The organism is Acutalibacter sp. 1XD8-33 (assembly GCF_003612555.1).
In the GTDB taxonomy this organism is placed as follows: domain Bacteria; phylum Bacillota; class Clostridia; order Oscillospirales; family Acutalibacteraceae; genus Acutalibacter.
This window is the reverse complement of record NZ_RAZF01000003.1, coordinates 94,511-107,130: the sequence shown is the minus strand read 5'-3', so window position 1 is coordinate 107,130 and position 12,620 is coordinate 94,511. Positions and strand designations below refer to the sequence as shown.

Below are 12,620 nucleotides of genomic sequence, written 5' to 3'. Positions count from 1 at the left end.
CAGACACGGCGGGGGAGGGGCGCTTTTATAGTAAACACACTTGAAAATCGTTATTTACCGATTTTCAAGCTAGGCGGCTACGCCGCCGGGTTCAAAAGAGGTAGAAAACCTCTTTTGAACGGTGTTAACTATGTTTTACAGGATATGGGGAAATTTGTCAAAGGGGTCTCAGCTGTTCTCCTTCTCGAACTTCGCCATGAACTCCACCAGCTTGTCGATTCCCTCGGGGGGCATGGCGTTGTAGATGGAGGCCCGCATTCCGCCCACGCTCCGGTGGCCCTTCAGGTTCACGAAACCAGCCTCTGTAGCTTCCTTCACGAATTTGCCGTCCAGGTCCTTGTCGCCGGTGACGAAGGTGACGTTCATGATGGAGCGGCTGTCCTTTTCCGCGCAGGGCTTAAACAGCCGGGAGCTGTCCAGAAAATCGTAGAGCACCTGGGCCTTCTTCACGTTGCGCTCCTCCATGGCCTTGAGGCCGCCGATGTCCTCCTTGATCCAGTCCAATACCAGCTTGCAGATGTAGATGGGCCAGCAGGGAGGCGTGTTGTACATGGAGTCGTTTTTGGCCATGACGCCGTAGTTGAACATGGTGGGGGTGCCCTCCTGGGGCTCGCCGATCAGGTCCTCCCGGACGATGACAATGGTCAGGCCCGCCGGGGCCACATTCTTCTGGGCGCCCGCATACAAAAGGCCGAACTTGGCCACGTCGATGGGCTGGCTGAGAATGCAGGAGGAGATATCCGCCACCAGGGGTACATTGCCGGTGTCGGGCAACTCATGCCACAGGGTGCCATAGATGGTGTTGTTCATGCAGATGTGGAAATAGTCCGCGTCTGGGCGGAATTCGTTTTTGTCCAGATAGGGGATATGGGAGAAATTGTCCTCTTTGGAGGAGGCCACGGCCTTGCAGTCGCCATAGCGAGAGCCCTCTTGGAAAGCCTTTGTGGAGAACTGGCCGGAGAGCACGTAGTCCGCCTTGCGGGAACCTGTCATCAGGTTCATAGGCACGGCAGCGAACTGGCTGGAGGCCCCGCCCTGGAGAAAGAGCACCTTGTAGTTCTGTGGGATGCCCATGACCTCCCGCAGAAGAGACTGGGCGCTCTCCATAATGCCCTCGAACACGCCGGAGCGGTGAGACATCTCCATTACGGACTGGCCGCTGCCCTCATAGTTCAGGATCTCCCCGGCGGCCTTTTGCAGCACAGGCTCCGGCAGCATGGAAGGACCGGCGGAAAAATTGTAGACTCGGTTCATACAAACGCCTCCTAAAAATTCAGTGTGGTATTTTGATAAATTAGCGCGGTGAAAAATGTGTGTGACTTTCATTATACCCTTTGGGAGCGGGAAATGCAAGAAAAAAACCGGAAGGAAAAGGGACTGGCGGAAAAATGCGGCGGAATTCACAAAATGATTGCACTTCCCGCAGGAATATGTTATACTGGTTGCGGGGAATTTTGTGTCCAAAAGTGGCTTTCGGATGATGCTCCGGAGGCCTGCCGGGGCCGGGGGTACGGTAAGGAGCACCAGTCTGGGCGGGCATTCTGGCTGAGATACTCCGCCCACAGATGGGCTTCCCCTTTTCCAAGGGGGTCTCGCCTGTCGGCTCGGTCGGCGACGGGAAATCGCCACTGGCGATTGTCGCCCCCCGACGAGGGGCGCTGGTCCCCTGTGGGGACCGTTCAGCGCCGACCGGAGCGGAAGCGTAGACCCCCTACGCAAAACGTCCCACTGGAGACTTTCATTTACCCTTCCTGCGCTTTTTTCTCAGGAGTAAAGGTCAAGGGCAAGGCCGTGGGACGTTGCTAAGGCACACCCTCCCACCTTTGAAAAGGTGGACGAAACTTTTACCCTGGTCAGCTTGGCAAATAACATAAAATCTTCACGACGAATGAAATGAGGAGTGACATTGCGCGGTCAAGGGGCGGAAAACTTGGCTTTGCCAAGTTTCGGCCCCATTGCGGAGGCTTGGAGGCAGAGCCTCCAAGGTCTGAAGAGGCATACCCTATCACCACAAAATATAAATACCAGGAGGAAACATTATGCAAGTAAAGGACATTGTGGACATACTGAAATGCCAGGTGCTCATTGAGGGCGACATGGAGCAGGAGGTGAAAACCGCCTGCGGCAGCGACATGATGAGCGACGTGCTGGCCTTTGTGAAAGACCAGTCCGTGCTGCTGACGGGGCTGATGAACCCCCAGGTGGTGCGCACGGCCGAGATGATGGATATGCACTGTATCATCTTTGTGCGGGGCAAGCCCGTGAACCAGCAGGTACTGGACCTGGCGGAGATGAAAGATATGACCGTGCTCTCCACGCCATACCGGATGTTTACCGCCTGCGGACTGCTGTTTGAGGGCGGGCTGAGGGGAGGCTGCGAGATCCAATGAGCATGCTGCATCTGGAATACCAAGTGCCGGGGGATGACTTCACCCGGGCGGGCGAGGCCTCCGGAGATGTGAAACATAAACTGAAGAAGCTGGGCTACGAGCCGGACGCCATCCGCCGGGTGGCCATCGCCATGTACGAGGGGGAGATCAACCTGGTGATCCACGGCGGCGGCGGCGTGGCCATTGTGGATGTGGACCCCGATCGGGTGGACATCGCCCTTATCGACCACGGCCCCGGCATTCCGGACGTGGAGCAGGCCATGCAGGCCGGCTGGTCCACCGCCCCGGACAATGTGCGGGCCCTGGGTTTCGGTGCGGGCATGGGCCTGCCCAACATGAAGAAATATACCGACGAGATGACCATCGATTCTGTCGTGGGCGAGGGCACCACGGTGAAAATGGCGGTCTGTCCCGGAAGAAAATAGCAGAGGTTCTGCTTTGCGGGGAACATGCCCGGGGAGGGCGGGGCTTTGCCGTCCCCGCGGGCGCACCGGCCGGGATGCCCGTCGGGAATTCTACTCGCGCCCCGTAAAGAAGGAGGATTGTCATCAATTATGCCGGAATTTTACCATTCGGTTACATTAAAGGAAGAGAAATGCGTGGGCTGCACCAACTGCGTGAAGCGCTGCCCCACAGAGGCCATCCGCATCCGGGACGGCAAGGCGTTCATCGCCAAGGAACGGTGCATCGACTGCGGGGAGTGCATCCGCATCTGCCCCCATCACGCCAAGCGGGCCCATTTCACCCATCTAGAGGCTCTGGGCAAGTTTCAATATACCATCGCCCTGCCGGCCCCGTCCCTCTATGGGCAGTTCAACAATCTGGACGATATCGACTATGTACTTACGGGCCTCAAGCAGATGGGCTTTGATCAGGTCTACGAGGTGTCCCGGGCGGCGGAGCTGGTCAGCGAGGCCACCCGTAAGCTCATGTACAACTCGGAGAGCGCCTTGCCCCTGCCCAGGCCCATCATCAGCTCGGCCTGCCCAGCGGTGGTGCGGCTGATCCGGGTACGCTTTCCGGACCTGTGCGACCATGTGCTGCCCCTGAAGTCCCCCATGGAGACTGCGGCCATCATGGCCAAGAAGGAGGCCATGGAGAAAACCGGCTTGCCGGAAAAGGACATCGGCTGCTTTTTCATCACCCCCTGCCCGGCCAAGGTGACGGACATCAAAATGCCCCTGGGCGTGGAGAAGTCCAGCGTGGACGGGGCCATCGCCATCAGCGAGGTGTTCCCCACCCTCAGCCACACCATGGACCGGCTGGAGAGCGTGGAGCCCATCGCCAACTCCGGGATCATCGGCGTGGGCTGGTCCACCAGCGGCGGGGAGTCGGCGGCGCTGCTCAACGAGAAATATCTGGCGGCGGACGGCATCGAGAACGTGATTCGGGTGTTGGAAGAGGTGGAGGACGAACGCATCGGCGACCTGGACTTCATCGAGCTGAACGCCTGCTCCGGGGGCTGCGTGGGGGGCGTGCTCTGCGTGGAGAACCCCTATGTGGCCAAGGCCCGGATCCAGCGGCTGCGGAAATACCTGCCTGTCAGCCAGAACCATCTGGCCGGAGGGCCCGTGCCCAACGAGATGGAGTGGGAGGAGGAGCTGGAGTTCTCCAATGTGATGACCCTCTCCACGGACCTGAAGCAGGCCATGCAGATGATGGTGGAGATCGACGGCATCGAGGAGGAGCTGCCCGGCCTGGACTGCGGCGCCTGCGGGGCCCCTACCTGCCGGGCCTTCGCCGAGGACGTGGTGAAGGGCATGTGCAAGAAAACCGACTGCGTGTTCGTCTACCGCAAGGAGATGCAGAAGGTTGCCAGCACCCTCTCGGAGCTGGAGGGCTTTGGCTGGAACGGCGGGGATAAGCCGGAGAAATAGACCGGGGCAGAGGGGCTTGGCCGGAGAATATCGTTTTGAGAGTTTGTATGGGCGCGTGAGTGCGCGCGCCGACTGGTTGCGGAGCACACGGCTGGGCGGGCGCTTTGGCTGGGATACTGCGGCTGGAGCTGGCTTTCTCTGGTACTAGGGGAGCTTTTTATTCAGTTGCAAAAGAGTTTCATCTCGTTACACGAGATGAACTCTCCGCCCCCCTCTTGTAAGAGTTTTGCTTTGCAAAACTCGGATAGTTAATCGAGCAGAGCGAGATTAACTATTATTCACACCCGCAAAAATTGCGCTTCTCAGGTGTTAAGGTCAAGGGAAAGACCTTGGGGACTCTGGTCTCGCCTGCCGGCTCGGTCAGCGCTTGACGGTCCCCACTGGGGACCAGCGCCCCCAAACCCCTGCAACCTTTGAGAAAGGTAAGACTTCGTTTCACGAAGTCTACGAAACATTTTACGGTTGTTAGGTCAGCTCGTCAAAAAATCGTAAGACGTTCACGACGAACGAAGTGAGGAGTGACATTACGCGGTCAAGGGGCGTTAGGCCCCTTGCGGGGTTTGGGGCAGAGCCCCAAGGTCTCACACAATAGAAAGGATGATTCACATGACTGTAAAGGAACTGGCGGGAATCTGCGGCTGGAGGCTTCTCGCCGGAGAGGACGGCCAGGAGAACCAGGCCGAGGGCTGCTACATAGGGGACCTGCTCAGCTGGGTGATGGGCCGGGCCCAGAGCGGGGACGTGTGGCTGACCGTGATGGGCAACCTGAACGCCATCGCCGTTTCGGCCCTGGCGGACACCGCCTGCATCGTGCTCTGCGAGGACGCCGCCCTGGACCAGGACGCCGCCAAGCGGGCGGAGATGCAGGGTATCCCCGTTTACGGGACGGGGGAGAACCTGTACCGGACCGCCATCAAGGTCCACGACACGTTGCAATGAACCGGTATTTTTACGACTTCCACATCCACTCCTGCCTGTCCCCCTGCGGGGACAACGATATGACCCCCAACAATATCGTGGGCATGGCGGCCATCTCCGGCCTGGAGATCATCGCTATCACGGACCACAACACTTGCCAAAACGCCCCAGCGGTGCTGGCCGTAGCGGAGGAGGCTGGCATTCTGGCCATTCCCGGCATGGAACTGTGCACCGCTGAAGAAGCCCATGTGGTCTGCCTTTTTGAGACGTTGGAGGGAGCGCTGGAATTTGACCGGTATATCCAGGACAACATGCCGCATATCAAGAATAAGGCGGAGATTTTTGGGGAGCAGCGCATTCTCAACAGCCAGGATGCGCTCACTGGAACCCTGGAGGACCTGCTGTTGGTAGCCTCTTTTGTGGGGGCGGGAGAGGTGCGGGAGCTATGCGAGCGCTATGGCGGCACGGCCTTTCCCGCCCATGTGGACCGGGATTCCTACAGTGTGATCGCCTCTCTGGGCAGCATCCCTCCGGAGGGCGGCTACACCGTGGCGGAGGTCACCCGGGAATGTGATTTGGAGACTCTCCGGGCTCAATATCCGGAGTTGGGGGGGATGGGAATCCTTCGAGACTCGGACAGCCACTACCTGGATACCCTGGCCACCTCCCTGGCCTTGCAGATTGCCCTGCCGGAGAAATCCCGGAAGGCGGTGTTGGAAGCGGTGCGGTTCGGCAGGATTTAGTATTTGCACATCCTATATCGATATATTGGTAACAATTACCATTAGTATCGATAGTTTTTGTTGGAAAATGTTGTTCTTTTACGAATGATTCTTTAAGAGAATTATAAGGCGCGGCTCTTTTGCTATATTTAAACTAAGCACGCATGAAGAAAGGAAGATGGTCGATTTATGCAAAAACGGATTAGCAGCCTGCCTTTCCACGATACCGCAGAGCAGGCGCAGAAGCTCGATGAAGTGATCAGCGGTCTGAAAGGCCAGCCCGGCGCGGTCATGCCCGCCCTCCACGAGGCCCAGGACATTTACGGATACCTGCCCCTGGAGGTGCAGAAGAAGATCGCCGATGGCCTGGAGGTGCCCCTGGAGGAGGTCTACGGGGTCTCTACCTTCTACTCCCAGTTCTCCCTGACACCCAAGGGCCGCAACCATATCTCCGTGTGCCTGGGCACCGCCTGTTATGTGAAGGGCTCTGACAAGGTGCTGGACCGGATCACCCAGAAGTTGGGTATCCAGCCCGAGGAGTGCACCGAGGACGGCCTGTTCTCCCTGACGGCCTGCCGGTGTATCGGCGCCTGCGGCCTGGCCCCGGTCATGATGATCAACGAGGATGTATATGGCCGCTTGGTCCCCGAGGACGTGGACGGCATCCTGGACAAATACGCCGAGTAAGCCCATGAGCGACGCACAGTTAAACGCTTTTCTGGAGCTTTTGGCCCAGCTGGTGGAGAGCAAGGCAAAAACCGCCGAAGAAGCCGCCGGGATCATCAGAGAGGCGAAAAAAGAAGTCGAATGGTGGTCTATGTTCAAAAAGGACCAGTAAGGAGGACTGCCATGCGTGAGCTATCCTTAAATGTGATGGACATCGCCCAGAATTCCATCTCCGCCGGGGCCAGCCTGATCACCATCGCGGTGGAGGAGGACGCGGGGGCGGACACCCTGTCCATCTCCATCAGCGACAACGGCCGGGGCATGACCCCGGAGCAGGTGGAGCACGTCACCGATCCGTTCTTCACCACTCGAACCACCCGGAGCGTGGGGCTGGGCGTGCCGCTGTTCAAGATGGAGGCGGAGATGACCGGGGGGAGCTTTTCCATCCAGTCCACGGTGGGGGTTGGGACCACCACCGCCGCTGTGTTCAAGCCTTCCAGCGTGGATATGATCCCTTTGGGGGATATCAATGGTACCGTGAACATGCTGGTGATGATGAACCCCCAGCTGGACTTTCTGTACACCCGGAAGCTCCGGCTGGAGAGCGGGGAGGAGCGGGAGTTCGACCTGGACACCCGGGAGCTGCGCCAGGTGCTGGGGGAGGATGTGCCCCTGAACGCCCCGGACGTGACCCAGTGGGTGAAGGAATACCTGGAGGAGAACACCGCTGAGCTTTTGGGGAACGACGGCGAAGCCGGGTAAAAAGTTCGCCAGCCTTTCAAGGCTGCAGAGCGCGAGACAGCGTCTCGTGGACTTGCGCTGGAGGTCGCTTTGCGCCAGCGCCCCACATTACCAATTACAGTACTCAAAAACTTTTCCTGAATGCTTTATGGAACGTTTACCCATATTTTGGAAAGGAGCTACATCAAATATGAAATCTTTAGCAGAACTGCAAGCCATTCGTGATAAGGCCCGGGCCTCTGTGAACATCCGGGAGAACGCCGAGGCCGAGACCCGTGTGCTGGTGGGCATGGCCACCTGCGGCATCGCCGCCGGAGCCCGCCCGGTGCTCAACGCTTTTGTGGAGGAGGTCGCGAAAAGAGGCCTCAAGGACACCATGGTCACCCAGACCGGCTGCATCGGCATCTGCCAGTATGAGCCTGTGGTGGAAGTGATCACCCCCGGCAAGGAGAAGGTCACCTATGTGAAAATGACCGCAGAGAAGGCCGTGCGGGTGGTAAACGATCACCTGGTAAACGGCAATGTGGTCACCGAATATACCATCGGCGCCAACGCCATCGGCGCGAAGTAAGGAGGAAATAACCTATGTTTCGATCTAATGTGCTGGTCTGCGGCGGCACCGGCTGCACCTCCTCCAACAGCGAGCAGATCATCGAGAAGCTCAACGAGGAGATCAAGGCCCAGGGCCTGGAGAGGGAAGTAAACGTCATCCGCACGGGCTGCTTCGGCCTGTGCGCGCTGGGCCCCATCATGGTGGTGTACCCCGAGGGCGCGTTCTATAGCCGCGTCACCCCAGAGGACGTGCCGGAGATCGTGTCCGAGCACCTTTTGAAGGGCCGCATCGTCACCCGCCTCCTGTATCAGGAGACCGTGGTGGACGACAACACCACCAAGTCCCTGAACGAGACCACCTTCTATGCCAAGCAGATGCGCATCGCTCTGCGGAACTGCGGCGTCATCAACCCCGAGCTCATCGACGAGTACATCGCCCAGGACGGCTATGCGGCGCTGGGCAAGGTGCTCACCGAGATGACCCCCCAGCAGGTGATCGACACCATGCTGGCCTCCGGCCTCAGAGGGCGCGGCGGTGCGGGCTTCCCCACGGGCCTGAAGTGGAAATTCGCCGCAGCCAATCAGGCCGACCAGAAGTACGCCTGCTGCAACGCCGACGAGGGCGACCCGGGCGCGTTCATGGACCGCTCCGTGCTGGAGGGCGACCCCCACAGCGTGCTGGAGGCCATGGCCATCGCGGGCTACGCCATTGGCGCGTCCCAGGGCTACATCTACATCCGGGCCGAGTATCCCATCGCAGTGAAGCGCCTGCAGATCGCCATCAATCAGGCCAGGGAATACGGCCTTCTGGGCAAGAACATCTTTGATTCTGGATTTGACTTTGATATCGACATCCGCCTGGGCGCGGGCGCGTTTGTGTGCGGCGAGGAGACCGCTTTGATGACCTCCATCGAGGGCAAGCGGGGCGAGCCCAGGGTCCGGCCTCCCTTCCCGGCGCTGAAGGGACTCTTTGGCAAGCCCACGGTGCTGAACAACGTGGAGACCTACGCCAATATCCCCCAGATTATCCTGAAAGGCGCGGACTGGTTCAAGTCCATCGGCACCGAGAAGTCCCCCGGCACCAAGGTATTCGCCCTGGGCGGCAAGATCACCAACACGGGCCTGGTGGAGGTTCCCATGGGCACCACCCTGCGGGAGGTCGTGGAGGACATCGGCGGCGGCGTGCCCGGCGGCCACACCTTCAAGGCGGCCCAGACCGGTGGCCCCTCCGGCGGCTGCATCCCCGCCTCTCTCATCGACACCCCCATCGACTACGACAACCTGATCGCCATCGGCTCCATGATGGGCTCCGGCGGACTGATCGTCATGGACGAGACCACCTGCATGGTGGATATTGCCAAGTTCTTCCTGGAATTCACCGTGGACGAGAGCTGCGGCAAGTGCACCCCCTGCCGGGTGGGCACCAAGCGCCTTTTGGAGATTCTGGACAAGATTACCAGTGGCAAGGGCACTCTGGAAGATATTGATAGGATGGAGGAGCTCTGCTACTATATCAAGGAGAATTCCCTGTGCGGCCTGGGCCAGACGGCCCCCAACCCGGTGCTCTCCACCCTGAAATACTTCCGGGACGAGTATGAGGCTCACGTCACCGAGCATCGCTGCCCGGCAGGCGCCTGCAAGGCCCTGACCAACTTCCATATTGAGGCCGACAAGTGCAAGGGCTGCACCCTCTGCGCCAGAAACTGCCCGGTGGGCGCCATCTCCGGCAAGGTGAAGGAGGCCCATGTGATCGATACCAACAAGTGCATCAAGTGTGGCGTGTGCATGGAGAAGTGCAAGTTCAACGCCGTTGTGAAGAAATAAATTGCAATCGAATATCTCGTATGAGAATCCCGAAAGGAATGATTACAAGTCTATGGATATGGTCAACGTTAAAATCAACGGCGTGGACTACCAGGTGCCCAAGGACGCCACTATCCTGGAAGCCGCCCGCCATGCTGGTATCGATATCCCCACCCTCTGCTACCTGAAGGACATCAACCAGATCGGCGCCTGCCGCATGTGCATGGTAGAGGTCAAGGGGGCCCGCTCCCTGGCCGCTGCCTGCGTGTACCCGGTGAACGAGGGCATGGAGATCTTCACCAACTCCCCCAAGGTCCAGGAGTCCCGGAAGATGACCCTGGAGCTGCTGCTCTCCGTCCACGAGCGCAAGTGCCTGACCTGCGAGCGCAGCGGAAACTGCGAGCTGCAGAAGCTCTGCGCCGACATGGGCATTGAGGAGGACAGCCGCTTCGAGGGCGTAATGCCCGCCGGAAGCAAGGACCTCTCCACCCAGTACCTGGAGCGGAACAACGCCAAGTGCGTGCTCTGCCGCCGGTGCGTGGCTGCCTGCCAGAACCAGCATGTGGCCGTCATCGGCGCCAACAACCGTGGCTTCGACACGGAGATCGGCTGCGCCTTTGAGAACCCCCTCTCCGATGTGTCCTGCGTGGCCTGCGGCCAGTGCATCGTCAGCTGCCCCACCGGCGCCCTCACCGAGAAAGATAACACCCACGAGGTGATCGAGGCCATCAACGACCCCGACAAGATCGTCATCGTCCAGACCGCTCCCGCCGTGCGGGCCGCCCTGGGCGAGGAGTTCGGCCTGCCCATCGGCACCAATGTGGAGGGCAAGATGGCCGCCGCCCTGCGCCGCCTGGGCTTTGACAAGGTGTTCGACACCGACTTCGGCGCGGACATGACCATCATGGAAGAGGCCCACGAGTTCATCGACCGGGTGAAGAACGGTGGCACCCTGCCCATGATCACCTCCTGCTCCCCCGGGTGGATCAAGTTCTGCGAGCACTACTACCCGGACCTGATCGACCACCTGTCCAGCTGCAAGTCCCCCCAGAACATGACCGGCGCGCTGATCAAGACCTGGTACGCCGAGAAGGAGAACATCGATCCCGCGAAGATCGTCTCCGTTTCCGTGATGCCCTGCACCGCCAAGAAGTTCGAGATTCAGCGGGAGGACGAGTCCGCCGCCGGCCTGCCGGACGTGGACATCAGCCTGACCACCCGTGAGCTGGCCCGGCTGATCAAGCGCGCCCAGCTGAACTTCAATGCCCTGCCCGATGAGAAGTTCGACGAGGCCATGGGCGTGTCCACCGGCGCGGCTGTGATCTTTGGCGCTACCGGCGGCGTGATGGAGGCCGCCCTGCGCACCGCCGCCGACGTGCTCACCGGCCAGAGCCTGGACAGCATCGACTACCAGGAGATCCGGGGCACCGAGGGCATCAAGGAGGCCGTGTACAATGTGGCCGGCATGGACGTGAAGGTGGCCGTGGCCAGCGGCCTCTCCAACGCCGACAAGATTCTCCGGAAGGTCCGCGCGGGCGAGGCGGACTACCAGTTTATTGAGATTATGTGCTGCCCCGGCGGCTGCGTCAACGGCGGCGGACAGCCTGTCCAGAGCGCCAACGCCTGGGCCTATAACGACATCAAGGCCCTGCGCGCCAAAGCGCTCTATGACCAGGACAAGGGAATGCCCCTGCGCAAGTCCCACGACAACCCCGTGGTGAAGAAGTGCTACGAGGAGTTCCTGGGCGAGCCCGGCAGCCATAAGGCCCATGAGATTCTCCATACCAGCTATGTGAAGCGGGGGAACAAGTTCTAAACAACAGACCGACAGATAATCAAAAGTGCAAAGCGTGGCAGCGGCACTTTCCCAAGGGGGAGTGCCGCGATTTTTTTGGCAGTCAGTCGATCATTTGGTATACTTTTGGGTAGTGTTGATGGCCTCCGGCGGCTGAGGGCTCCGCCCCTGTCCCCTGCCACTTTTTGAGAAAAGTAAGACATTCGCCGCGCGAAGTCTACAAGACTTTTACCCTGGACAGTTTTGACCGGTCCGGTAGGCGAGACTCGCGGCGCCCCACGACCTTGCCGTAGTCGGTGAGAGTTCGCAAAGCGAAACTCTTCTGCGCCAGCGGAAGCCACACAGGATTACTCTATAAAAGGTAAACTTTCTGAAAGACAAGTGCGCAAAGTCACTTTCTTGCAAAAAGTATAGTAGAAACGCGAGGAACGCGGGCACTGCGGAAATTTGAAACAGATGCGGTGGAGCGATGGAGCGTGAAAGCCGCAAATCCTTTGGAGGGATTACAATGGAAGTTCGTAACAGCAGCTTTACCGAAAAGGCCTACCAGTACTACCAGTTGAACCAGCAGGGCAAGGACACCCGTTTTTTTGATTGGGGCAGCGCGTTTCGTCAGCTGTGCAAGATGTCTATGCCAGTGCAGAACGGGTTTCTGGACGGCGACAGTAACCCTGGGCTACAGATTTTGGAGGACTATGAGGCCTGGAAGGCCACCCAGCCGCCCCGGCGGTTGCCCGGCTCTCAAGGGGCGACCGAGGAGAACAGGGCTTATCTGCGGGAGCATTTTTCCGGCAAGCTGGATCTGTTCCAGCGGCTGGACGCGGCGGACACTATGGTGGAAATGGGCATCATCTCCCGTGACCAGATGCTGGAGAGCCTGGGTTTGGGCAAGCTGATGCTACGCTCCGCCGGTAACGCGAAGATCGTCTGTACTGGCCCGGTGGGCCATGACCCACGGCTGGACACCTGGACGAACTTCTTTTCTGACGCGCCGTTTATGCGGGCAGATACCCTGGATCTGCTGTTCCGGGTGCTGGACAGCGGGATGAAGTTTTTCAGCAACAAGTATGATACCGCCGAAGAAGTACGAGCGGTGCTGAACCAGTTGACCGGAAGAATTCCGGCCTAATTTTGAGATAAGCAAGCGCCGGTCCAA

The 12,620-nt window shown here is 59.4% G+C and carries 13 protein-coding genes; 12 read left to right on the top strand and 1 reads right to left on the bottom strand.

Annotated elements, in window-relative coordinates:
* Positions 1–168: 168 nt before the first annotated feature.
* On the bottom strand, positions 169–1,254 hold the full coding sequence (serC, locus tag D7X94_RS03655) for a 3-phosphoserine/phosphohydroxythreonine transaminase (protein WP_120426344.1): 1,086 nt from the start codon (positions 1,252–1,254) through the stop codon (positions 169–171).
* 785 nt (positions 1,255–2,039) lie between these two features.
* Here serC and D7X94_RS03650 point away from each other — a divergent pair.
* The 12 genes from D7X94_RS03650 to D7X94_RS03600 all read left to right on the top strand — a co-directional run bounded on the left by D7X94_RS03650 (position 2,040) and on the right by D7X94_RS03600 (position 12,593).
* On the top strand, positions 2,040–2,390 hold the full coding sequence (locus D7X94_RS03650) for a DRTGG domain-containing protein (RefSeq protein WP_120426343.1): 351 nt from the start codon (positions 2,040–2,042) through the stop codon (positions 2,388–2,390).
* The gene (locus tag D7X94_RS03645) at positions 2,387–2,815 is read left to right on the top strand and encodes an ATP-binding protein (RefSeq protein ID WP_120426342.1); all 429 of its coding nucleotides are present in this window, start codon (positions 2,387–2,389) and stop codon (positions 2,813–2,815) included. The genes D7X94_RS03650 and D7X94_RS03645 overlap by 4 nt, the downstream gene beginning before the upstream one ends.
* A gap of 129 nt (positions 2,816–2,944) precedes the next feature.
* Positions 2,945–4,267 carry a [Fe-Fe] hydrogenase large subunit C-terminal domain-containing protein gene (locus D7X94_RS03640; RefSeq protein WP_120426341.1) on the top strand — a complete coding sequence of 441 codons (1,323 nt, stop codon included), beginning with the start codon at positions 2,945–2,947 and terminating at the stop codon, positions 4,265–4,267.
* A gap of 606 nt (positions 4,268–4,873) precedes the next feature.
* Positions 4,874–5,206 (top strand): DRTGG domain-containing protein, encoded by a 333-nt coding sequence (locus D7X94_RS03635; protein ID WP_120426340.1) that lies wholly within the window; start codon positions 4,874–4,876, stop codon positions 5,204–5,206.
* The gene (locus D7X94_RS03630; RefSeq protein ID WP_120426339.1) at positions 5,203–5,928 is read left to right on the top strand and encodes a PHP domain-containing protein; all 726 of its coding nucleotides are present in this window, start codon (positions 5,203–5,205) and stop codon (positions 5,926–5,928) included. The genes D7X94_RS03635 and D7X94_RS03630 overlap by 4 nt, the downstream gene beginning before the upstream one ends.
* Positions 5,929–6,096: 168 nt before the next feature.
* Positions 6,097–6,594 (top strand): NADH-quinone oxidoreductase subunit NuoE, encoded by a 498-nt coding sequence (gene nuoE / locus D7X94_RS03625; RefSeq protein ID WP_120426338.1) that lies wholly within the window; start codon positions 6,097–6,099, stop codon positions 6,592–6,594.
* A 4-nt stretch (positions 6,595–6,598) separates the two neighbouring features.
* Positions 6,599–6,745, top strand: a complete 147-nt coding sequence (locus D7X94_RS18320) for a hypothetical protein (protein WP_158590880.1) — start codon at positions 6,599–6,601, stop codon at positions 6,743–6,745.
* 11 nt (positions 6,746–6,756) lie between these two features.
* The gene (locus tag D7X94_RS03620; protein WP_120426337.1) at positions 6,757–7,335 is read left to right on the top strand and encodes an ATP-binding protein; all 579 of its coding nucleotides are present in this window, start codon (positions 6,757–6,759) and stop codon (positions 7,333–7,335) included.
* 169 nt (positions 7,336–7,504) lie between these two features.
* On the top strand, positions 7,505–7,885 hold the full coding sequence (locus D7X94_RS03615; protein WP_120426336.1) for a (2Fe-2S) ferredoxin domain-containing protein: 381 nt from the start codon (positions 7,505–7,507) through the stop codon (positions 7,883–7,885).
* A gap of 14 nt (positions 7,886–7,899) precedes the next feature.
* Positions 7,900–9,690: an NADH-quinone oxidoreductase subunit NuoF gene (gene nuoF, locus D7X94_RS03610; RefSeq protein WP_120426335.1), complete on the top strand. Its 1,791-nt coding sequence runs from the start codon at positions 7,900–7,902 to the stop codon at positions 9,688–9,690.
* Between the two features lie 52 nt (positions 9,691–9,742).
* A complete protein-coding gene (locus D7X94_RS03605; protein WP_120426334.1) occupies positions 9,743–11,485 on the top strand; it encodes an NADH-dependent [FeFe] hydrogenase, group A6 in 1,743 nt (580 codons plus the stop codon).
* A 487-nt stretch (positions 11,486–11,972) separates the two neighbouring features.
* Positions 11,973–12,593, top strand: a complete 621-nt coding sequence (locus D7X94_RS03600; RefSeq protein WP_120426333.1) for a hypothetical protein — start codon at positions 11,973–11,975, stop codon at positions 12,591–12,593.
* Positions 12,594–12,620 lie beyond the last annotated feature (27 nt).

What these genes read in the sequence shown, in the direction of transcription:
- D7X94_RS03605 (WP_120426334.1), top strand. Translation starts at nt 9,743, where the DNA reads ATGGATATGGTCAACGTTAAAATCAACGGCGTGGACTACCAGGTGCCC.
- D7X94_RS03650 (WP_120426343.1), top strand. Translation starts at nt 2,040, where the DNA reads ATGCAAGTAAAGGACATTGTGGACATACTGAAATGCCAGGTGCTCATT.
- D7X94_RS03630 (WP_120426339.1), top strand. Translation starts at nt 5,203, where the DNA reads ATGAACCGGTATTTTTACGACTTCCACATCCACTCCTGCCTGTCCCCC.
- nuoF (WP_120426335.1), top strand. Translation starts at nt 7,900, where the DNA reads ATGTTTCGATCTAATGTGCTGGTCTGCGGCGGCACCGGCTGCACCTCC.
- D7X94_RS03645 (WP_120426342.1), top strand. Translation starts at nt 2,387, where the DNA reads ATGAGCATGCTGCATCTGGAATACCAAGTGCCGGGGGATGACTTCACC.
- D7X94_RS18320 (WP_158590880.1), top strand. Translation starts at nt 6,599, where the DNA reads ATGAGCGACGCACAGTTAAACGCTTTTCTGGAGCTTTTGGCCCAGCTG.
- D7X94_RS03615 (WP_120426336.1), top strand. Translation starts at nt 7,505, where the DNA reads ATGAAATCTTTAGCAGAACTGCAAGCCATTCGTGATAAGGCCCGGGCC.
- serC (WP_120426344.1), bottom strand. Translation starts at nt 1,254, where the DNA reads ATGAACCGAGTCTACAATTTTTCCGCCGGTCCTTCCATGCTGCCGGAG.
- D7X94_RS03640 (WP_120426341.1), top strand. Translation starts at nt 2,945, where the DNA reads ATGCCGGAATTTTACCATTCGGTTACATTAAAGGAAGAGAAATGCGTG.
- nuoE (WP_120426338.1), top strand. Translation starts at nt 6,097, where the DNA reads ATGCAAAAACGGATTAGCAGCCTGCCTTTCCACGATACCGCAGAGCAG.
- D7X94_RS03600 (WP_120426333.1), top strand. Translation starts at nt 11,973, where the DNA reads ATGGAAGTTCGTAACAGCAGCTTTACCGAAAAGGCCTACCAGTACTAC.
- D7X94_RS03635 (WP_120426340.1), top strand. Translation starts at nt 4,874, where the DNA reads ATGACTGTAAAGGAACTGGCGGGAATCTGCGGCTGGAGGCTTCTCGCC.
- D7X94_RS03620 (WP_120426337.1), top strand. Translation starts at nt 6,757, where the DNA reads ATGCGTGAGCTATCCTTAAATGTGATGGACATCGCCCAGAATTCCATC.